The 19,964-nt window shown below is 59.0% G+C and carries 18 protein-coding genes; 10 read left to right on the forward strand and 8 right to left on the reverse strand.

Features of this window, described 5'->3' with window-relative positions; all coding sequences use genetic code 11:
* Nucleotides 1-257: 257 nt before the first annotated feature.
* Complete coding sequence (locus tag Q0V31_RS03920) at nucleotides 258-458, reverse strand: AlpA family transcriptional regulator (RefSeq protein WP_298184685.1); 201 nt, start codon at nucleotides 456-458, stop codon at nucleotides 258-260.
* Nucleotides 459-919: 461 nt separating this feature from the next.
* Between Q0V31_RS03920 and Q0V31_RS03925 the strand changes: the two genes are divergently transcribed.
* Nucleotides 920-1,768 carry a hypothetical protein gene (locus Q0V31_RS03925; RefSeq protein WP_298184687.1) on the forward strand — a complete coding sequence of 283 codons (849 nt, stop codon included), beginning with the start codon at nucleotides 920-922 and terminating at the stop codon, nucleotides 1,766-1,768.
* 75 nt (nucleotides 1,769-1,843) lie between these two features.
* Here Q0V31_RS03925 and Q0V31_RS03930 read toward each other — a convergent pair whose 3' ends face one another.
* The 4 genes from Q0V31_RS03930 to rpe all read right to left on the reverse strand — a co-directional run bounded on the left by Q0V31_RS03930 (nucleotide 1,844) and on the right by rpe (nucleotide 6,335).
* The gene (locus Q0V31_RS03930) at nucleotides 1,844-3,049 is read right to left on the reverse strand and encodes an integrase arm-type DNA-binding domain-containing protein (RefSeq protein ID WP_298184690.1); all 1,206 of its coding nucleotides are present in this window, start codon (nucleotides 3,047-3,049) and stop codon (nucleotides 1,844-1,846) included.
* A 188-nt stretch (nucleotides 3,050-3,237) separates the two neighbouring features.
* Nucleotides 3,238-4,731 carry an anthranilate synthase component I gene (gene trpE / locus Q0V31_RS03935; protein ID WP_298184692.1) on the reverse strand — a complete coding sequence of 498 codons (1,494 nt, stop codon included), beginning with the start codon at nucleotides 4,729-4,731 and terminating at the stop codon, nucleotides 3,238-3,240.
* A 213-nt stretch (nucleotides 4,732-4,944) separates the two neighbouring features.
* Nucleotides 4,945-5,664 carry a phosphoglycolate phosphatase gene (locus Q0V31_RS03940; RefSeq protein ID WP_298184694.1) on the reverse strand — a complete coding sequence of 240 codons (720 nt, stop codon included), beginning with the start codon at nucleotides 5,662-5,664 and terminating at the stop codon, nucleotides 4,945-4,947.
* Nucleotides 5,661-6,335 (reverse strand): ribulose-phosphate 3-epimerase, encoded by a 675-nt coding sequence (rpe, locus tag Q0V31_RS03945; RefSeq protein ID WP_298184695.1) that lies wholly within the window; start codon nucleotides 6,333-6,335, stop codon nucleotides 5,661-5,663. The genes Q0V31_RS03940 and rpe overlap by 4 nt, the downstream gene beginning before the upstream one ends.
* Nucleotides 6,336-6,470: 135 nt before the next feature.
* On the opposite strand from rpe, the gene Q0V31_RS03950 reads away from it, so the two are divergent.
* A complete protein-coding gene (locus Q0V31_RS03950) occupies nucleotides 6,471-7,487 on the forward strand; it encodes an alpha/beta hydrolase family protein (RefSeq protein ID WP_298184697.1) in 1,017 nt (338 codons plus the stop codon).
* 3 nt (nucleotides 7,488-7,490) lie between these two features.
* Here Q0V31_RS03950 and Q0V31_RS03955 read toward each other — a convergent pair whose 3' ends face one another.
* Genes Q0V31_RS03955 through Q0V31_RS03965 form a run of 3 tightly spaced genes read right to left on the reverse strand, consistent with a single transcriptional unit; the run spans nucleotide 7,491 to nucleotide 9,938 of the window.
* Complete coding sequence (locus tag Q0V31_RS03955) at nucleotides 7,491-8,252, reverse strand: DnaJ domain-containing protein (protein WP_298184699.1); 762 nt, start codon at nucleotides 8,250-8,252, stop codon at nucleotides 7,491-7,493.
* A gap of 1 nt (nucleotide 8,253) precedes the next feature.
* Nucleotides 8,254-8,925 (reverse strand): N-acetylmuramate alpha-1-phosphate uridylyltransferase MurU, encoded by a 672-nt coding sequence (murU, locus tag Q0V31_RS03960; protein ID WP_298184701.1) that lies wholly within the window; start codon nucleotides 8,923-8,925, stop codon nucleotides 8,254-8,256.
* The gene (locus tag Q0V31_RS03965) at nucleotides 8,922-9,938 is read right to left on the reverse strand and encodes a phosphotransferase (RefSeq protein WP_298184703.1); all 1,017 of its coding nucleotides are present in this window, start codon (nucleotides 9,936-9,938) and stop codon (nucleotides 8,922-8,924) included. The genes murU and Q0V31_RS03965 overlap by 4 nt, the downstream gene beginning before the upstream one ends.
* Nucleotides 9,939-10,063: 125 nt before the next feature.
* On the opposite strand from Q0V31_RS03965, the gene Q0V31_RS03970 reads away from it, so the two are divergent.
* The 8 genes from Q0V31_RS03970 (at nucleotide 10,064) to Q0V31_RS04005 (ending at nucleotide 19,932) form a co-directional block, all read left to right on the forward strand.
* On the forward strand, nucleotides 10,064-12,829 hold the full coding sequence (locus tag Q0V31_RS03970) for an LPS-assembly protein LptD (protein WP_298184705.1): 2,766 nt from the start codon (nucleotides 10,064-10,066) through the stop codon (nucleotides 12,827-12,829).
* Entirely contained in the window at nucleotides 12,810-14,102 is a 1,293-nt protein-coding gene (locus tag Q0V31_RS03975) for a peptidylprolyl isomerase (protein WP_298184706.1), read from the forward strand. Before Q0V31_RS03970 ends, Q0V31_RS03975 begins: the two co-directional genes overlap by 20 nt.
* A 149-nt stretch (nucleotides 14,103-14,251) precedes the next feature.
* Nucleotides 14,252-15,253 carry a 4-hydroxythreonine-4-phosphate dehydrogenase PdxA gene (gene pdxA, locus Q0V31_RS03980; protein WP_298184708.1) on the forward strand — a complete coding sequence of 334 codons (1,002 nt, stop codon included), beginning with the start codon at nucleotides 14,252-14,254 and terminating at the stop codon, nucleotides 15,251-15,253.
* Between the two features lie 108 nt (nucleotides 15,254-15,361).
* Entirely contained in the window at nucleotides 15,362-16,165 is an 804-nt protein-coding gene (gene rsmA, locus Q0V31_RS03985; protein WP_298184710.1) for a 16S rRNA (adenine(1518)-N(6)/adenine(1519)-N(6))-dimethyltransferase RsmA, read from the forward strand.
* 40 nt (nucleotides 16,166-16,205) lie between these two features.
* Nucleotides 16,206-16,586 carry a Co2+/Mg2+ efflux protein ApaG gene (apaG, locus tag Q0V31_RS03990; RefSeq protein WP_298184712.1) on the forward strand — a complete coding sequence of 127 codons (381 nt, stop codon included), beginning with the start codon at nucleotides 16,206-16,208 and terminating at the stop codon, nucleotides 16,584-16,586.
* Nucleotides 16,586-17,407 carry a symmetrical bis(5'-nucleosyl)-tetraphosphatase gene (locus Q0V31_RS03995; RefSeq protein WP_298184714.1) on the forward strand — a complete coding sequence of 274 codons (822 nt, stop codon included), beginning with the start codon at nucleotides 16,586-16,588 and terminating at the stop codon, nucleotides 17,405-17,407. Before apaG ends, Q0V31_RS03995 begins: the two co-directional genes overlap by 1 nt.
* Nucleotides 17,404-17,733: a thiosulfate sulfurtransferase GlpE gene (gene glpE, locus Q0V31_RS04000; RefSeq protein ID WP_298184716.1), complete on the forward strand. Its 330-nt coding sequence runs from the start codon at nucleotides 17,404-17,406 to the stop codon at nucleotides 17,731-17,733. The genes Q0V31_RS03995 and glpE overlap by 4 nt, the downstream gene beginning before the upstream one ends.
* A gap of 276 nt (nucleotides 17,734-18,009) precedes the next feature.
* Nucleotides 18,010-19,932, forward strand: a complete 1,923-nt coding sequence (locus tag Q0V31_RS04005; protein WP_298184718.1) for a PrkA family serine protein kinase — start codon at nucleotides 18,010-18,012, stop codon at nucleotides 19,930-19,932.
* Nucleotides 19,933-19,964 lie beyond the last annotated feature (32 nt).

Genomic DNA, 19,964 nt, shown 5'->3' on the forward strand with positions numbered 1-19,964 from the left:
TTTTTTACAGCCCAACTTACAAACCTAAGACAGGCACCAATAAGTGCCTGCCATGCACTACCAACAACACTAAAACAAGATGAGTAAAGCATAATACCAATACCGAGAACCAAACCCCGAAAACCACAAGCTAATCACCTTAAACATCTAGGTAAGAGCCAAGAAAAACATGAAAAATCAACTCTGGGAAAATATTGTCAAAGCCGGAGCATTCCGACTTTGACAAGCATTACCAATCCCCAAAGGTAGGCTACAAGTCACGCCAAAACGACTTCTTGTGCATCCCGCTCCGCCACCCTCTCCAGTATCCATTCACTGACCTCGCTCTCCAGCCACCCCACACTCCGCCCACCCAAGGGAATCGGCTTCGGAAACCAGCTTTCTGAGACATATTTGTAAATCGTGGAGCGCCCGAGGCCAGTCATCTCCATTACGTGCTGCAATCGAATCACTTTCATGATGAGCTCCTAATTTGACTCATCAGATCTGGCTTCCCCGTATTTCTTTACACCCCATCAGAGCACCAGTTTGGGCGGCAGCATCGCCCATCCCACAACAGCCCCACCGCCTCATACGTCTCAACCTAAAAGGCGAGCGACCCTGGAGGTCGGCACTCAGACATAACGACTGAGCGCTCAGCCATGCTGCAACCAAAGCGAGCCGCCAGCCGATTATCACCTGGCGTCAGTACAGGCCTCACAGCACGACATGCCGCATCCCCGTCAATGCCAGCGCACCTTTCTAGGGGAGGCATAAAGCTATTCAGAGCTAGATCTCCTCAATGAATCCGCATGTATACTGAGCTCAAATGAATTAAGACCTCTTGAAAACCATTAAAATATCGTCATAAAACAACACTAAAGCCTCTAATTAAACGCTATAAATCCACTAGAGATTCCATCCGGACAGAGCCTTCAGCATGACCAACCCAATCAACGACAAGCTCCAAAAGACACTTAACGGCCTCAATGTCGATAGCAGGCTAAGCACCTGGCTATGGCTATTTCTAAAGGGGCGAGTTCCTCAGGCCAATCTGGGGGAGCTCGGCAGCCCAGGTATGCGAGATCGCATGGCAGAGCTCATCCAAAACACCCCGACAGGTGCAGAAAGCATTGAGGCTCAAAGCGCCGCATTCCTGCTACCAAAGGAATATTTAGAGTGGATAACAAGCAACAAAAGACAAAACTTATTTCTAACCAGAAAGCTGATCGAAAGGAATGGGAACACCCCAATTATTGGACCAATAAACCTGACCGGCAGAGATCTAATCATTGCAATGATTGATATTCTGGCAATAGACCAAAATCTAAAATCATCGATAATCTATCAAATAAAAACCGAGTGGGAACAACACTCAAGCCAAGACCATATATTCAAATGGTTCGACACACCAGACACCGAACAAAAACTAAACACGGCATGGGAGATAATAAAAAGCAAATATCCACTCCTAACTTTCCAGCAAAACCCACCCCGAGAAAAAGATGATTTAGTAATTTTTCTTGATGCTCAACCCATCACCGCACCCGAAAAGACACTACTCATGGACTCCATCAAGAAGCGATGGAGCCAAAATAAATATCGCGCCAAACAGACAGGCAAGAAGCAGTACAACTTCATCCTATCCGACAAGACCATTAAGCGGCTTGACAAGCTAGCCGATAAATACGACTTAAAAAGAACCGAAGTCTTGGAGATACTGCTACAGATAGAGGAAGAAAAAGGAATTTATATACCAGAAAAACTGAAGCCCCTGAGAGACATCTAAACAGGGCAACCGTGACAGGAAATATTTACTTAACAGAAATCAAATACAAACCAAATTAGACACAAGCCCGGAAAACTAAACCAATTGAAGTTTAATCGCAACTTCCTCATCAATATAGTCGGCCCAGGCTTGCATCATCTGGCGTCGTTCTTCCAGATACTCAGCTTGGTTGTAGCTTGCTCGAACTTTGTTTCTCTCGGCATGAGCCAACTGACGCTCGATAACGTCTGAGCGATATCTCATTTCGTTCAGCATGGTCGAGGCTGTCGCGCGGAAGCCATGGGCCGAAAAACCGATGCTGTCCTTGCCATTGAACCCCATGCGCTCAAGTGCCCGGTTCAGCGTCGTTGCTGTCATACATTCGTTCGGCTTGCGATAGTTCGGAAATAGCAGCCGGCGACCGCCTGTGTGAGTGTGCAGCTCACGCAGCAGCTCGACCGCTTGCCTCGATAGAGGAACTATGTGCGACTCGCGCATCTTCATGCGCTCAGCTGGAATACGCCATTCGGCACGATCCAGATCGAATTCGATCCACTCCGCCTTGCGGAGCTCTACAGTGCGCACGAATGTAAGCAGCATTATACGAAGCGCGATCACCGTTGTTCTGTAGCCGCCGTATTGTTCCAGGGCTTTAGAGAAGTCGGCTATCTGCTCACGAGTGAGCGGCTTGTGATGCTGCACCTTGGGGCGATGGATAGCGCCTTTCAGAGCCGCAGCTGGATCAGCATCAGCACGCAATGTCGCGACAGCATATCGAAAGACTGCCGATGACCACTGCCTTACGAGCAGCGCCACCGTTGCAGCACCTCGGGTCTCAATCCGGCCGAGAATCTCCAACAGGTGTGCGGCCGAAACATTGCGTATCGGCAGCTTACCCACGAAAGGGAAGACGTCTGCCGCCATGAACCTCTCAACCTGCCGCAAGTAGTAAGGCGTCCAGCCTGGTGTCTTCTTTTTGATCCACTCGCGCGCCACCGCCTCGAAGGTGTTCGCATTCGCAACGCTGGTAGCCAGCCGCTCAGCTTGCCGGTTGTGCGAAGGATGGATACCTTGGCGAATCAGCGGCTTAGCCTTTTCCCGCTCGTTACGCGCATCGGCCAGCCCGATCTCCGGATAGCCACCGATGGCGAACACATTCTCCTTGCCATCTATGCGGTAGCGTAGCCGCCATAGCTTGGCACCGGTCGGACGAACCTCCAGATACAACCCACCACCATCGGTGAGTTTTAGCGGCTTGTCGCCAGCCTTGGAGTTGCGAATCTTGGCATCGGTCAAGGGCATGGTGCGGGTATCCGTACTTTGATACCCGCAACGATACCCGCATTATCCATAGATGCCAACGAACGCCATGGACGAGAGAGGACTTAAAATCCCCGAAAACACTGCCCCCCAGAAAAATCCGTAGACGTTAGTGGACATCAAAAGAAGTCGATGCTGCTTATCAATCATCAGCAGCATGGCAGGACTCCTCAGCGCTTAGTCTGGTCAGGAACGGTTTGCTCGGCCAGGGCCACAGCACGGAACATGGCGCGACGCTTGTTCAGCGTTTCCTCCCATTCCAGCGCGGGCACCGAGTCGGCAACAATGCCGGCACCGGCCTGCACATGCAGCTCACCGTCTTTGATTACCGCCGTACGGATGGCGATGGCGGTGTCCATATTGCCGTTCCAGGCCAGGTAACCCACCGCACCACCGTAAACACCGCGCTTGACCGGCTCCAACTCGTCGATAATTTCCATGGCGCGAATCTTCGGCGCACCGGACAGGGTGCCCGCCGGCAGAATCGCGCGCAGGGCATCCATCGCCGTAAGGCCTTCCTTGAGTTGGCCGGTGACGTTGGAGACGATATGCATGACGTTGGAATAGCGCTCAATGACCATCTTTTCGGTGAGCTTGACGCTGCCCGTACTCGCCACCCGGCCGACGTCATTGCGCCCCAGGTCGATCAACATCAGGTGCTCGGCGACTTCCTTGGCATCGGACAGCAGGTCTTCTTCCAGGGCCAGATCGGCCTCTTCATTGGCGCCGCGTGGGCGGGTGCCGGCAATTGGACGCACTGTCACCAAGCCATCCTCCAGACGCACCAGCACTTCCGGTGAACTGCCGACCACATGGAAGTCGCCGAAGTTAAAGAAGTACATATAAGGCGTCGGGTTGATGCAGCGCAGGGCGCGGTATAGATCAATCGGCGCGGCCTTGAACGGGATCGACATGCGCTGCGAGATCACCACCTGCATGCAGTCACCGGCGAGGATGTATTCCTTGATCGCCTTAACCGCTTGTTCGTAATCGTCACGCTTAAAGCTGGAGACAAAATCCGGATCGGCAGTCACAGGGGCGGCCAGGTCGACGCCCAAACGCGGGGTAATCGGCTGACGCAGCTTGTGCAGAATTTCTTGTAGCCGGGCATGGCCTTGCTCAAGCGCATCGCTATCGGCAGGGTCAACCAGGACGATGGCGTGCATCTTGCCGGCCAGGTTGTCGAACACCACCACGGCATCGGAGACCATCAGCAGAATATCCGGGGTCCCCAGTGCGTCCGGGTTCACCCCTTTGGCCAGCTTGGGCTCGACGTAGCGCACGCTGTCGTAACCGAAATAACCGACCAAGCCACCATTGAAGCGCGGCAGGCCTGGCAGGGTCGGTACCTTGTAGCGATCCTTGAACTGCTCGACAAAGGTCAAGGGGTCTTCGCAGTGGTGGCGTTCGACTTCCACGCCATCCACGCTGATCGACACGTCGTGCGCATAGGCGCGCAGCACCGTACGTGCCGGCAGACCGATGATCGAGTAACGCCCCCACTTCTCGCCGCCCTGGACGGACTCAAGCAGGTAGGTGTTGGCCTCATCGGCCAGCTTCAAATAAATGGACAGTGGCGTATCGAAATCCACCAGGGTTTCGCAGGCAACAGGAATGCGGTTATAGCCGGCAGCGGCTAAACGCAGGAATTCATCGCGGGTCATGATCAGCCTCGTGGCTTGAGGTAATTCGGTCGTGTGCAAGCGTGCCGACTGTGCGGCCAAGATCAGGTCAGAGGCGCCAGCGCCAACGGGCCAGGGCCTTGATGATGTTCATGTCGGTGCGTGTCGACCAACGCATGCAGGTAGCCACCACGAAGCTCTCTTAATTCAGGCGGGATAGGAATCCGGCCACACTAGCGCAGGGTCAGAGCCGAATCAACCCGCAAGGCCCGGCAAAAGCGGCGGCTCAGCCGGGCAAAGCAAACCCATCAGGCTGTCCAATACGTGCGCGGGGTTCTCTTCGGCAATCGGCCGGCCATGGTTATAGCCGTAGCTCAACGCCACGCAAGGCACGCCGGCCGCCTTGGCCGCACGCACATCATTACGCGAGTCGCCGACAAACAGCGCATGCGCGGCATCAACCCGCGCTAGCCGCATGACATGCAACAACGCCGCCGGGTCGGGCTTCTGCTGCGCCAAGGTATCGCCACCGACAATCCAGCGGAAATAGCCGCCCAAGCCCTTTTCATCCAGCAAGGGCCCAACAAAACGCTCTGGCTTGTTGGTGACAAGCGCCAGCTCGACCTGCTGTTCGCGCAACCAGTCCAGCGTATGCTTCACCCCGGGGTAGACCTGGGTCAGGGCATGGCTTTCGGCGTAATGCTGCATAAACAGTTGCAACGCCTGTTCAGCGTGCCCCTCATCGACCTGCGCATGTTCCAGGCTGCCAGCCAGGGCACGGCGCACCAACACCCGCGCGCCATTGCCCACCCAGTCACGCACTCGCTCAATGCCTGCAGCAGGCCGCCCCAGCAGCAGCAGGGTCTTGTCGACCGCCGCTGCCAGATCCGGGACTGAGTCGACCAGCGTGCCGTCCAGGTCAAACATCACCAGGCGCGGCAACTCGCCGTGAAACAGCTCGCGTAGCAGGCTCACCCGCGCGCCAGAGCCAGTTCGGTGCGCATGGCGTCAATCACCGTTTTGTAGTCCGGCTGATTGAAAATCGCCGAGCCCGCGACGAAGGTATCAGCACCGGCCGCCGCGATTTCACGGATGTTCTGCACATTGACCCCGCCGTCGATTTCCAGGCGAATGTCACGGCCGCTGGCATCGATCAACGCACGTGCTTGCTTAAGCTTTTCCAGGGTATGCGGGATGAATTTCTGCCCGCCAAAGCCTGGGTTGACGCTCATCAGCAGGACCATATCGACCTTGTCCATCACGTGCTTGAGCACATCCAGCGGGGTGGCGGGATTGAACACCAAGCCGGCCTTGCAACCGCCCTCACGGATCAGCTGCAGGGAGCGGTCGATATGCTCGGACGCCTCCGGATGAAAGGTGATGTAACTCGCGCCCGCCTCAATAAAGTCGCCAATGATGCGATCCACTGGCTTGACCATCAGGTGCGCGTCGATTGGCGCGGTGATGCCGTACTTGCGCAGCGCCGCGCAGACCATCGGGCCAATCGTCAGGTTCGGCACATAATGGTTATCCATTACATCGAAGTGCACGATGTCAGCCCCGGCGGCGAGCACCTTATCCACCTCCTCACCCAGGCGAGCGAAGTCAGCGGAAAGAATCGACGGAGCAATGGCGAAGGGTTGCATAACGCACCTCGGTGGCATTCACGGATGGCGCGCATTGTACCAGCCCCATCCCAGGCCTGGCGCGCTCACCGACACCTGACAAGACAGGTCTGAAAAGGCTAGGCTGGGCAAACACGATACTCGCTGGAGAGCCCGATGCTTTCGCCCCCTGCCGCACTTGCCCTGAGCTTGCTGCTACTGACCGGCCCGTTGCATGCCGAAGAGCCAGACACCGCGAACCAAGCCCCAACTGCGACTGACACCACCGCAGAACCGAGCGCAGCCGCACGCGCGCCCCTGGCCGAGCGCAGCGAAGTGGAAGCCAGCGCACTTGAGCAGCAACTGGGGCAAAAAGAACAGCAGCAGCTACAGGCTGGCGATGAACGCTTTCTGGCGCTCTGGCTACCGGCCAATACGCCCGAGCCCAGCGGCGCAGTAATTATCGTGCCGGGCGACGCTGAACATGCCGATTGGCCGCAAAGTGTCGGCCCATTGCGCCGCAAGCTGCCCAACAATGGCTGGCACAGCCTCAGCCTGACGCTGCCCGACCCGAAGGGTGATGCCGCGCCACTGCGCAGCCCAGCGCCAGACCCTGACGACTCAGCCGAAAGTGGCCCGGCAAGCACGCCGACAGCAGAGCTCAGCACAAGCGCAGATCAGACCAACACAGTAGCTAACAGCAAACCGATCGACAGCGCCGAAGCCACTGCAAGCAAAGCGAAAAATAGCGAAGAGCAACAGCAGGCCCACGCACAGCGCGTCATGGCGCGTATCGAGTCAGCCATCGGCTTTGCCGAGCAACAGCAAGCCAAGACCGTCGTCCTGCTTGGACACGGCAGCGGGGCCTACTGGGCGGCGCGCTACCTGGCCGAGCGCAAACCCGATAATATCCGCAACCTGTTATGGGTGGCCGCCGCATTACCCACCGGCTACGCGCCATCTCTGGATGAGCTGATCGCGCAGCTGCAGTTGGCCACCGGTGACTTCTATTACAAAGACCTGCCTAGCGACCGACTGGCGGCACTCAAACGCTCACAGGCCAGCAAACGCCAGCAGCATCCTGCGTACGTGCAGATTGCCATGCGGGCCCTGCCGGGCAACCGCGACGCTGAGCAGGAGCAACTCTACCGGCGCATCCGCGGCTGGCTGACGATGAGGCTTGAGGCGCAATAGGCTTTAGCGAAAACCGTGGCGCTGGCGAACCAGGTCATAGGCCTGATGCAATTCACCGGTGCGCTCAGTGGCCTCGCGCACCCGCTCTGCAGAAGCGCCGCTACCGGCCAACTTGTCGGGATGATGGCGACTTAACAAACGCCGATACGCCTGCTTGATCTGCGCAGGCTCGGCATCGGCACTGACATTCAACAGGCTCAGGGCACGCTGATAGGCATTGCTCGCGCTCGGCGTCAGCGGCCTGCGCTGCGGCGCATAAGCATCACTGAGCTGCACCTGGGTGGCTGTCGAGACCTGCAACCACTTGCCCCACAGCATGATCAGCTCGCGCTCGGCCTGATCAACCCGCCCATCAACCCAGGCCATCCGCCAGCAGGCACGCAGCAGTGCGTCGCTACGTTGACGCTGACGCTGCAGAGGTGCGCGCAAACTGTCGCGCCCCGTCTTGCCTTGGGCAAAGGCCGCGATTGCCTGACGCTGCCCTTCAGCATCCAGCCCCAGGCGCTGCATTTCCGCCCGCGCTTGCTGAATGTGCGCAGGCATGACCCGCCCGCCGCTCTTGGCCAAGCGTCCCAGCAAGACAAACAGCAACCACTCACCGCGCGTTTCGGCGCGACCGCCCAAGCGCTCGCGCAAGGCCGCCCAGGACTGCAAACGCAAGCGCCGATCCAGCACCTGACCCAGCAGACCGCCCAGCAGCGCACCCGGAATACTCGCGACGGCCAGCCCGGCAACGGCCCCCAACAGGGTCGCTGGCCAGAGCATCCTAACCGCGCGCCTCAAGCAAGGACTCGACATAGGCCAGCCGCTCATGGGTACCGACATCCACCCAGCAACCGGCAAACGACTCGCCACTGACCTGTCCAGCCGCCATCGCCGCACGCAGCAAGGGGGCAAGTTTGAAGGCTCCGGCCTGGCAGTCGGCAAACAACGCCGGCGACAACACGGCCATGCCGCTGTAGGTCAGACTGTCCGGCGCGGCCTGCGCATCGCTGACCTGCCCGTCTCGCAGGCAAAAATCACCGCCCGCGTGATGACTGGGATTAGCCACCAGGACCAGATGCGCCAGCCCAGTCAGTGGTCGACGCAGCTCAGCCAAGGGGTAATCGGTGAAGATATCGCCATTGATCAGCGCAAACGGCTGATCACCCAACAACGGCAGGGCCTGGAAGATCCCGCCGCCGGTTTCCAGCGGCTCAGCCTCCGCGGAATAGGCAATGCTCAGGCCAAAGCGCGAGCCATCACCGAGGTAATCCTCGATCTGCTGACCGAGCCAGGCGTGATTGATCACCACCTCGGTAAAGCCGGCCGCCGCCAAGGCGCGCAGGTGATACTCGATCAACGGCACACCGGCCGCGCGCACCAAAGGTTTCGGCGTGTGCAATGTCAGCGGACGCAACCGCTCGCCCTTGCCCGCCGCCAGAATCATCGCTTTCATGCCGGCTCCCGCTGCAGGCTGGCCAGCAGCTCAGCCAATTCAGCCAACTCCGGTCGGCGCACCAGGACTGCCTCTATATAGGAGAAGAAGCGCGGTACATCAGCCAGGTACTTGGGCTTGCCATCACGGTGGCAAATGCGCGCGAAGATGCCGATCACTTTGAGATGGCGCTGCACGCCCATTAGGTCGCTGGCCCGGAGAAAGTCGTCTAATACTGGCTGAACGGGCACGCTGGCATCACGCGCCTGCTGCCAGTACTGCTCCAGCCAACTGCGTACACGCGCTTCCGGCCAACTGAGGAACGCATCCTTGAACAGGCAGGTGATGTCATAGGTCACCGGACCATAGACCGCATCCTGAAAATCCAGCACTCCGGGATTCGGCTCACTGAGCATCAGATTGCGCGGCATGTAGTCGCGATGCACCAACACCTTGGGCTGGGCCAGAGCGCTATCGATCAACAACTGGCTCGCCCGCTGCCAGAGTGCCTGCTGCTGCGAACTGAACGCAACACCCAGATGCTGCTGCACATACCATTCAGGGAATAGCTGAAGCTCGCGGCGCAGCAAGGCGTCGTCATAACTGGGCAATGGCGTGCTCATCGGCAGCCGCTGAAATGCCAGCAACGCCTGCACGGCATCGGCAAACAATCCATCGGCGTTGTCATCATTGATGACATCCAGGTAAGTCTGCCGACCTAAATCGTTGAGCAAGAGAAAGCCCCGCTCAAGATCAGCGGCGAGGATCTGCGGCACGTTGAGCTGCGCCTCGGCCAGTAACTGCGCCACTTTAACGAAGGGCCGGCAGTCTTCCTGCGGCGGCGGCGCATCCATCACGATCAGCGTCCGCGCCGCGCCTTGCCAGCGGAAATAACGGCGAAAACTGGCGTCACTGCTGGCCGACGTCAGTGTCGCAGCCGGCACAGCGCCCCAGCCTTGCTCGGCAAACAGCTCAGGCAGCAATTGATCCAGCCAGTTTTCAAGGAGTTTCAGGCGTACATCTTCATCAGGCATTACAAGGTCTCCGACGGCGCTAGCCGTTGCGCGGGTCATGCTTTATTATCCAGCATCTTTTCAAGCCCATCGAGAGGCGTGCGGCCTCAGGGCCAATGGCGCGCAGGAAGCCCGGATAAAATAAGATGGCAGTAAAATACCCCGCGTTTCGTAAAAAATTCCCCCTACTGGTTACTAGCAGCCTTCTGGCGCTGCAACCCGTAGCCATTCCTTTTGCTGTCGCTGCCGAGCAGTACGATTGCCAGGTTTCCGCCACCGGCGGCTGGGCATGCGCCCCGAAAACCAGCAATGCTGCACTGCCAGCCCGGCCAGTACAACGTGATTCGCTCGCCAGTAGCAAGGCGGCTGACGGCAACGCCGAACCCCGCCAAGCTAAAGCCGCGCAAGCCACTCTGGTTACCGAAAGCCGTGGTAAAGGCCTGGCTGCGCGCAGCGCGGATTACAGCCACCTCGACTGGGTCCCACGTGAGAGCCTCAGCGCTGCCCAGCTGGCTGAAACCGGCCCTTACTGCGCCGGTGCTTACGTAGAGCCAACCCGCCCAGGCATGAACGACACGACGCCGATGGATGAAGCGCCGATGTTTATCTCGGCCAAAGCGTCGCGCTATGCTCAGGAAGAGCAGGTCGCGACCCTCGCCGGAGATGTTGTGCTGCGCCAGGCCGGTATGCAGGTCGAAGCCGATGAGGCCAACCTGCACCAGGCGGAAAACCGTGGCGAGCTGATCGGCAATGTACGCCTGCGAGATCAGGGCATGCTGGTGGTCGGTGATCGCGCCGAACTGCAACTGGACAACGGCGAAGCCAAAGTCGATAACGCCGAATATGTGCTGCACAAGAGTCATATCCGCGGTAATGCGCTCTACGCCAAGCGTGAAGAAAGCGCGATTATTCGCCTGAAAGACGGCACCTACACCAGCTGCGAACCTGGCAGCAACACCTGGCACCTCAAGGGCAATAACATCACCCTGAATCCGGCTACCGGCTTCGGCACCGCGACCAACGTCACCCTGCGCGTGAAGAATATTCCGGTGTTCTACACACCCTATATCTACTTCCCGATTGATGACCGTCGCCAGTCCGGCTTCCTGCCGCCAAGCATCGGCAGCTCAGGCGATAACGGCCTGACCCTGCAGACGCCTTACTACTTCAACCTGGCACCGAACTACGACGCCACGCTGTACCCAACTTATATGAGCGACCGCGGCTTGCTGATGGAAGGCGAATTCCGCTACCTCACCAAGAACAGCGAAGGCCAGGTCGGCGGCGGCATCCTGCAAGACAGCAACGACGACCGCAAACTGCAGTCCGAGTACCAAGACCAGCGCTGGATGTACAGCTGGCAGCACAAGCAGGGCCTCAACGATCGCCTGCTGGCTGAAGTTGACTACACCGACATTAGCGACCCGTATTACTTCCAAGACCTGAGCACAGACCTGGGCATTGGCCTCGATACCTACTTAAACCAACGCGGCACCCTGACCTACCGTGGCGACAGCTATACCGCGCGACTGAACGCGCACGCTTACGAGTTGGCCAATATCACCGATATCACGCCGTACAACCGCCTGCCGCAGATCACCTTGGACGGCAAGCTACCCTTCCAGCCGGCAGGTCTCAACATGACCTACGGCACGGAGTTTGTGCGCTTCGATCGCAGCCTGCGTAGCGGCCAGTTCTCCGACGAAAACGGCGCGCTTACCAACTGGTACGACACCAACCTGAAAGGCCTGGCCCGCGCCAACGGTGACCGCCTGCATGTTGAGCCTGGTATTAGCCTGCCTTTGAACTGGAGCTGGGGCTATATCAAGCCGCAGGTCAAATACCTGCAGACCAACTACGACCTGAGCCTGGATCAACAAGGTAAAAATACCTTGCTGGCTGAGCAGGAATATAAGAGCAGCCAGAGCCGTGGCGTAGGCATGTTCAGCTTAGACAGCGGCCTGTACTTCGACCGCAACACCCAGCTGTTCGGCAGACAGTACCGCCAAACACTGGAGCCACGCGCCTTCTACCTTTATGTGCCAGAAGAAGACCAGACCGATATTCCGGTCTTCGACACGGGCGAAAGCACCTTCAGCTACTCCTCGCTGTGGCGTGAGAATCGCTTCTCCGGCAAGGATCGCATCGGTGACGAGAACAAACTGTCGCTGGGCGTCACCAACCGCTGGATTGAACCGAATGGCTTTGAACGCCAGCGCTTCAGCATTGGCCAGGCGATTTACTTCGAAGATCGCCAGGTACAGATGCCGGGCATCGACTACCGCACGCGCGGCGAGGCAACCGCCTCGGTTTCACCCTATGCCCTCGAATACCTGTATCGCTTTAACCGCGACTGGCGCTTCTCGTCCGACTTCAACTGGGACCCGGATAGCGGTAGCACCCGCTCCGGCAGTGCAATGTTCCACTACCAGCCAGAAGACAACCCGAACAAGGTGGTCAACGCCGGTTACCGCTATCGCAATGACACCGTGCGCTTTGATGAATCCAAAGGCGAATGGGGCTTCGGCAGCGATTACGGGACACCGGGTTCACCTGAGTACATCAAGGACTACTACAAGATCAGCCAGCACGATTTTTCGGTTATCTGGCCAATCGTGCCGCAGTGGAACGCAATCTCCCGCTGGCAGTATGACTACGGCCGCGACCGTACCTTGGAAGCCTTTGCCGGCTTCGAGTACGACAGTTGCTGCTGGAAACTACGCCTGATCAACCGCTACTGGATCGACTATGACGAAGTCAGCCTGAACCCGTCACTGAACGACCAGGCTGACCGCGGCATCTTCCTGCAGATCGTCCTTAAAGGTCTCGGCGGTGTTACCGGCAATAAAGTGGAGTCTTTCCTCGACCAAGGCATTCAAGGTTATCGTGAACGTGAAGATCAAGCTTTCTGATTGCGTGCGCCCCCTGCTGTTGGGCGCGCTGTTTCTGGGTACTGCGGCACATGCCGAAGTACGACCTCTCAACCGTGTCGTGGCGATTGTTGATAACGATGTTGTCATGCAAAGCCAACTCGACGCTCGCTTGCGTGAAGTGCAGCAGACGATTGCTCAGCGTGGCGCAGCCGTACCGCCAGCAGAAGTACTCAGTCAGCAGGTGCTGGAGCGCCTGATCATCGAGAACATTCAGCTGCAGATTGGTGAGCGCTCAGGCATTCGGATTACTGACGAAGAACTGAATCAGGCCATCGGCACGATTGCCCAGCGCAATGGCATGAGCATCGAACAGTTCCGCGCCGCCTTGGCGAAAGACGGCCTGTCCTACACCGATGCGCGTGATCAGGTGCGCCGCGAGATGATCATCAGCCGCGTGCGCCAGCGCCGCGTGGCCGAGCGCATCCAGGTAACGGATCAGGAAGTGCAGAACTTCCTCGCTTCGGATCTGGGCAAGATGCAGCTTTCCGAGGAGTACCGCCTCGCCAACATCCTCATCCCGGTGGCCGAAGGTGCTTCCCCCGAGGACATTCAGGCAGCTGATCGCCAAGCCAGCGAGGTCTATAAACAACTGCAACAAGGTGCCGACTTCGCTCAACTGGCCATTGCCCGCTCGGCCAGTGAAACCGCACTGGAAGGCGGCGAAATGGGCTGGCGTAAAGCCGGGCAACTGCCACCGCCGTTCGATGCCATGCTCAGCGCCTTGTCAGTTGGCCAGGTGACCGAGCCGATGCGCACCCCTGGCGGCTTTATCATGATCAAGCTGCTGGAAAAACGTGGTGGCGACAGCCAGGTACGTGACGAAGTGAATGTTCGCCATATCCTGATCAAACCCAGCGAAATCCGCAGCGAAGGCGAAACCAAACGCCTGGTCGAGCGCCTGTATCAGCGCATTGTGGCTGGCGAAGACTTCGCCGAACTGGCAAAGAATTTCTCCGAAGACCCAGGCTCGGCGCTGAATGGCGGCACACTTAGCTGGATCGACCCGAACGTATTGGTCCCCGAGTTCCGCGAAGTCATGAACAACACGCCAGCGGGTGAGTTGTCCAAGCCCTTCAAGAGCCCGTTCGGCTGGCACGTGCTGGAAGTTATGGGCCGCCGCGCCACTGACAGCAGCGAGCAGTACCGCGAGCAGCAGGCGATGACGGTATTGCGCAACCGCAAGTACGATGAAGAGCTGCAGTCCTGGCTGCGCCAGATTCGTGACGAAGCCTACGTTGAGACCAAGCTCTGACCGGCTAGGCGTGAGCCACGCTCAGCAACGTTACAGCTCAAGCCCGGCTCATGCACATGCATAGCCGGGCTTTTTAATGCCGGACGATAACCGCGCCGCTACTTTTAACTGACGCCCAACTGAGTTGGCGCATAACCGAGAGCCCGCCGATGACCGCCACCCGTCTTTTTGCCCTAACCCCTGGCGAACCCGCCGGCATAGGTCCAGACCTGTGCCTGCTGCTGGCCCGCGAGGCGCAGCCACACGCCCTGGTCACCATCGCCAGCCGGGATTTACTGGCCGAGCGGGCGCAACTGCTGGGCCTGAGCATCCAACTGATCGCAGTCAGCCCTGAGCACTGGCCAACCCAAGCGGCACCAGCAGGCAGCCTGTATGTCTGGGACACGCCACTGGCCGCGCCGGTAAAACCTGGGACACTGAACGAAAGCAACGCAGCCTATGTCCTGGAAACCCTCACCCGCGCGGGCCAAGGCTGCCTAGACGGGCACTTCGCCGGCATGATCACCGCCCCCGTGCACAAGGGTGTGATCAACCAAGCAGGGATTGCGTTCTCTGGGCATACCGAGTTTCTCGCCGAGCTGACCTACACCGAACAGGTGGTGATGATGCTGGCAACAACCGGCCTGCGCGTGGCCCTGGTAACGACACACTTGCCGCTCAAGGATGTTGCCGAAGCCATCACCGCCGAACGTCTCGCCCGGGTGACGCGTATTCTCGACGCCGACCTGCGCGGCAAGTTCGGCATCGCCCAGCCACGCATTCTGGTCTGCGGCCTTAACCCACATGCAGGCGAAGGCGGCCACCTGGGGCGCGAAGAAATCGAGATCATCGAGCCGACCCTGCAACAACTGCGCAGCGAAGGCATCAACCTGATCGGCCCGCTACCGGCCGATACCCTATTCACCCCCAAACACCTCGAGCATTGTGACGCGGTGCTGGCGATGTACCACGACCAGGGTTTACCCGTGCTCAAGTACAAAGGCTTTGGCGCGGCGGTGAACATCACCCTGGGCCTGCCGATCATCCGCACTTCGGTTGACCATGGCACAGCACTGGATCTCGCTGGTAGCGGCAAGATTGACAGCGGCAGCCTGCAAGTCGCCCTACAAACCGCGTACACCATGGCCGCCAGCCAAGTAGCAAGCCACTGACGGCTACAGCCGGTAAGGGGCGAACGCCGCCAATGCTGTTAAACTGCCGGGCTTTCTACACGCGTTACATTCGCTTCAAGCCCTTGGCTTGAAGCCTGGAGCTGCTGCATGTCCGAATACCAACACCGCGCGCGCAAGCGTTTTGGCCAGAACTTCCTGCACGATGCTGGGGTGATTCACCGCATTCTGCGCGCCATCCACGCCCGCGAAGGCGAGCACATGCTGGAGATTGGCCCAGGCCAAGGTGCGCTGACCGAAGGTCTGCTGAACAGCGGCGCGCAGCTCGACGTGATTGAGCTCGATCGTGACCTGATCCCGATCCTGCTAGGCCAGTTCGGCGATAACCCACGCTTTCGCCTGAACCAGGGCGACGCCCTCAAGTTCGACTTCAACCAGCTGCAAGCCGCTCCGCACAGCCTGCGCGTGGTCGGTAACCTGCCGTACAACATCTCCACCCCGCTGATCTTCCACCTGCTCAATAACGCCGCGCTGATTCGCGACATGCACTTTATGCTGCAGAAGGAAGTGGTTGAGCGCCTCGCCGCAACGCCGGGCGGTGGCGATTGGGGCCGCCTGTCGATCATGGTGCAGTACCATTGCCGCGTAGAGCACCTGTTCAACGTCGGTCCGGGCGCATTCAACCCGCCACCCAAGGTCGACTCGGCCATTGTCCGCCTGGTACCGCATGAGGTGCTGCCGCATCCGGCCAAGGACCATCGCCTGCTCGAACGCGTGGTACGCGAAGCCTTCAATCAGCGGCGCAAAACCCTGCGCAACACCCTGAAGAATCTGCTGCCGGCCGACGCCATTGCAGCGGCGGGCGTGGATGGCAGCTTGCGCCCCGAACAACTGGACCTGGCGGCATTTGTACGCCTGGCCGACAAACTGGCTGAGCAAACCATCGCCGACTGACCGCGGCTAGATTGGCTTTTCGCCTACCGAGTGATTACGCATGAGCGATTCGCGCTACAACATCGACGTCAGCGTCGTGACCCGCTACCTGCCGGAACAATCGCAGCCGGAGCAAAACCGCTTCGCCTTCGCCTACACCGTAACGGTGAGCAACTCCGGTGAGCTGCCGGCCAAGCTGCTCTCGCGGCATTGGGTGATCACCGATGGCGATGGCCGCGTGCAGGAAGTACGCGGTGCCGGCGTGGTCGGCCAGCAACCGCTGATTGAGGCGGGCGCAAGCTACACCTACAGCAGCGGCACGGTGATGACCACCCGCGTCGGCATCATGCAGGGCAGCTATCAAATGCTCGCCGAGGACGGCAAACGCTTTGACGCCATGATTGCGCCCTTCCGCTTGGCGGTGCCGGGCTCGCTGCACTAATGGCGACTTATGCCGTTGGCGACCTGCAAGGCTGCCTGAAACCCCTGCAATGCCTGCTCGAACGCGTCGCTTTCGACCCGACTCAGGACAAACTGTGGCTGGTCGGCGACCTGGTCAATCGCGGCCCCGAATCACTCGCCACCCTGCGCTTTCTCTACAGCATCCGCGACGCCCTGACCTGTGTGCTGGGCAATCACGACCTGCACCTGCTGGCCGTGGCGCACAATATCGAGCGACTGAAAAAAGGCGACACCCTGCGCGAGATTATTGATGCGCCGGATGCCGCCGACCTGCTCGACTGGCTGCGCCAGCAGAAGCTTCTGCACTACGATGAAACCCGCGACACCGCACTGGTGCATGCCGGCATCCCGCCACAATGGACCATGGGCAAAGCGCTCAAGCGCGCCGCCGAAGTCGAAGAAGCACTGCGCGACGATGCACGCATGCCGCTATTTCTCGACGGCATGTATGGCAATGAGCCCGCCCGCTGGGATGGTGATCTACAAGGCGTAACCCGCCTGCGGGTAATCACCAATTACTTCACGCGGATGCGCTTTTGCAAAGCCGATGGCACCCTCGACCTGAAAACCAAGGAAGGCGCAGGCAGCGCGCCAGCCGGCTACGCCCCCTGGTTCAGTTACAAACAGCGTAAAACCCGTGGCCAGCGGATCATCTTCGGCCACTGGGCAGCGCTCGAAGGCCACGCCCAAGAACCCGACGTGGTAGCCCTGGACACCGGCTGTGTATGGGGCGCCAGCATGACCCTGATGAATATCGACAGCGGCGAGAAATACAGCTGCGACTGTAAGGAGCAACGATGAGCGAATTCAAACGCATTCCCCCCGAGCAGGCTCAGGCCTTACGTCAGCAAGGCGCAGTGGTGGTCGATATCCGCGACCCGCAGAGCTTCGCCGCTGGCCACATCAGTGGCTCGCAACACCTCGATAACCACTCACTGCACGGTTTTATCACCCAGGCCGACCTCGATGCGCCGCTAATTGTCGCCTGCTATCACGGCAACTCCAGCCAAAGCGCGGCCGCCTACCTGATCGGCCAGGGCTTCACTGAGGTCTACAGCCTCGATGGCGGTTTCGAGCTGTGGCGAGCGACCTTCCCTGACGACACCGCCCAAGCACCTGAAGAATAAATTTTCCCAGTGCCCAGGCCGCACCAGCAGCGGCCTGCCGGCGACTCCCGACCGACGGTAATATCCTGTTATCGTTGCGCGCCACTTGCCCCCGCCGAATTCGAACTATCCTTTAGCTCAGGCCATCCAAAACAAGGTAGAGCCGGCCAAACGGCATCGGGCCATCGGTATGACTTTTAGGTGATCTGGGGAATTCATCCCGGCTGCATTCGCACCGGAGCAACCAAGCACCTGACCGACCCCGCACCGGCTCTGCGCATCGAGCGAGGTGAAGTCATGAGCATTTTCAGCCACTTCCAACAACGTTTCGAAGCGACTCGCCAGGAGGAATTCTCCCTCCAGGAGTACCTCGAACTGTGCAAGCAGGACCGCAGCGCCTATGCCTCAGCGGCCGAGCGCCTGCTGATGGCCATCGGCGAGCCCGAACTGCTCGACACGTCGAACAACTCGCGGCTGTCGCGAATTTTCTCCAACAAGGTTATCCGCCGCTACCCGGCCTTTGCCGACTTCCACGGCATGGAAGAATGCATCGACCAGATCGTCTCCTACTTCCGCCATGCCGCGCAGGGCCTGGAAGAGAAGAAACAGATCCTGTATTTGCTCGGTCCGGTCGGCGGCGGTAAATCGTCGCTGGCAGAGAAGCTCAAGCACCTGATCGAGAAAGTACCGTTCTACGCGATCAAGGGCTCGCCGGTGTTCGAGTCGCCGCTGGGGCTGTTCAGCGACGCCGAAGACGGTGCCATCCTCGAAGAGGATTACGGCATCCCACGGCGCTACCTCGGCAGCATCATGTCGCCCTGGGCGACCAAGCGCCTGCAGGAGTTCGGTGGCGACATCAGCCAGTTCCGCGTGGTCAAACTCTACCCCTCGATCCTCAACCAGATTGCCGTGGCCAAGACCGAACCGGGCGATGAGAACAACCAGGACATCTCCGCCTTGGTCGGCAAAGTAGATATCCGCAAGCTGGAGGAATACCCACAGAACGACGCCGACGCTTACAGCTACTCCGGCGCACTGTGCCGAGCCAACCAGGGTTTGATGGAATTCGTCGAGATGTTCAAGGCACCGATCAAGGTGCTGCACCCATTGCTCACGGCCACCCAGGAAGGTAACTACAACAGCACCGAAGGCCTCGGTGCGATCCCCTACAGCGGCATTCTGCTGGCCCACTCCAACGAGTCGGAATGGCACAGTTTCCGCAACAACAAGAACAACGAAGCCTTCATCGACCGCATCTACATCGTCAAGGTGCCGTACTGCCTGCGGGTAACTGACGAGATCAAAATCTACGACAAGCTGCTGTTCAACAGCTCCCTGGCCAAGGCCCATTGCGCGCCGGACACGCTGAAAATGCTCGCCCAGTTCACCGTCCTCAGCCGCCTGAAGGAGCCGGAAAATTCCAACGTCTACTCGAAGATGCGCGTGTATGACGGCGAGAACCTCAAGGACACCGACCCCAAAGCCAAGTCGATCCAGGAGTACCGCGACACTGCCGGCGTTGATGAAGGGATGAACGGCCTGTCGACCCGCTTTGCCTTCAAGATCCTCTCCAAGGTGTTCAACTTCGACCCCCACGAGATCGCCGCCAACCCGGTGCATCTGCTGTATGTGCTGGAGCAGCAGATCGAGCAAGAGCAGTTCCCCGCAGAAACCCGCGAACGCTACCTGCGCTTTATCAAGGAATACCTGGCGCCGCGCTATATCGAGTTTATCGGCAAGGAAATCCAGACGGCCTACCTGGAGTCCTACAGCGAGTACGGGCAGAACATCTTCGACCGTTATGTGCTGTACGCCGACTTCTGGATTCAGGACCAGGAATACCGCGACCCGGAAACCGGCGAGATCCTCAATCGTGTGGCGCTCAACGAAGAGCTGGAGAAGATCGAGAAACCTGCGGGCATCAGCAACCCCAAGGATTTCCGCAACGAGATCGTCAACTTCGTGCTGCGCGCCCGCGCCAACAACAATGGCAAGAACCCAACCTGGCTCAGCTACGAAAAGCTGCGCGTGGTGATCGAGAAGAAGATGTTCTCCAACACCGAGGATCTGCTGCCGGTCATCAGCTTCAACGCCAAGGCCAGCAAGGAGGATCAACAGAAACACAACGACTTCGTCACACGCATGGTCGAGCGCGGCTACACCGACAAGCAGGTGCGCCTGCTCTCCGAGTGGTACCTGCGGGTTCGTAAATCGCAATAAAACGGCCTGACGCGCCAGGTCGCGGATTCGTG

Origin of the sequence: uncultured Pseudomonas sp., from assembly GCF_943846705.1 — a bacterium.
In the GTDB taxonomy this organism is placed as follows: domain Bacteria; phylum Pseudomonadota; class Gammaproteobacteria; order Pseudomonadales; family Pseudomonadaceae; genus Aquipseudomonas.

Coding starts and splice junctions, on each gene's coding strand:
- Q0V31_RS04005 (WP_298184718.1), top strand. CDS start 18,010: ATGAGCATTTTCAGCCACTTCCAACAACGTTTCGAAGCGACTCGCCAG.
- pdxA (WP_298184708.1), top strand. CDS start 14,252: ATGACCGCCACCCGTCTTTTTGCCCTAACCCCTGGCGAACCCGCCGGC.
- rpe (WP_298184695.1), bottom strand. CDS start 6,335: ATGCAACCCTTCGCCATTGCTCCGTCGATTCTTTCCGCTGACTTCGCT.
- Q0V31_RS03965 (WP_298184703.1), bottom strand. CDS start 9,938: ATGCCTGATGAAGATGTACGCCTGAAACTCCTTGAAAACTGGCTGGAT.
- trpE (WP_298184692.1), bottom strand. CDS start 4,731: ATGACCCGCGATGAATTCCTGCGTTTAGCCGCTGCCGGCTATAACCGC.
- rsmA (WP_298184710.1), top strand. CDS start 15,362: ATGTCCGAATACCAACACCGCGCGCGCAAGCGTTTTGGCCAGAACTTC.
- Q0V31_RS03925 (WP_298184687.1), top strand. CDS start 920: ATGACCAACCCAATCAACGACAAGCTCCAAAAGACACTTAACGGCCTC.
- glpE (WP_298184716.1), top strand. CDS start 17,404: ATGAGCGAATTCAAACGCATTCCCCCCGAGCAGGCTCAGGCCTTACGT.
- Q0V31_RS03920 (WP_298184685.1), bottom strand. CDS start 458: ATGAAAGTGATTCGATTGCAGCACGTAATGGAGATGACTGGCCTCGGG.
- Q0V31_RS03930 (WP_298184690.1), bottom strand. CDS start 3,049: ATGCCCTTGACCGATGCCAAGATTCGCAACTCCAAGGCTGGCGACAAG.
- Q0V31_RS03970 (WP_298184705.1), top strand. CDS start 10,064: ATGGCAGTAAAATACCCCGCGTTTCGTAAAAAATTCCCCCTACTGGTT.
- Q0V31_RS03995 (WP_298184714.1), top strand. CDS start 16,586: ATGGCGACTTATGCCGTTGGCGACCTGCAAGGCTGCCTGAAACCCCTG.
- apaG (WP_298184712.1), top strand. CDS start 16,206: ATGAGCGATTCGCGCTACAACATCGACGTCAGCGTCGTGACCCGCTAC.
- Q0V31_RS03950 (WP_298184697.1), top strand. CDS start 6,471: ATGCTTTCGCCCCCTGCCGCACTTGCCCTGAGCTTGCTGCTACTGACC.
- Q0V31_RS03955 (WP_298184699.1), bottom strand. CDS start 8,252: ATGCTCTGGCCAGCGACCCTGTTGGGGGCCGTTGCCGGGCTGGCCGTC.
- murU (WP_298184701.1), bottom strand. CDS start 8,925: ATGAAAGCGATGATTCTGGCGGCGGGCAAGGGCGAGCGGTTGCGTCCG.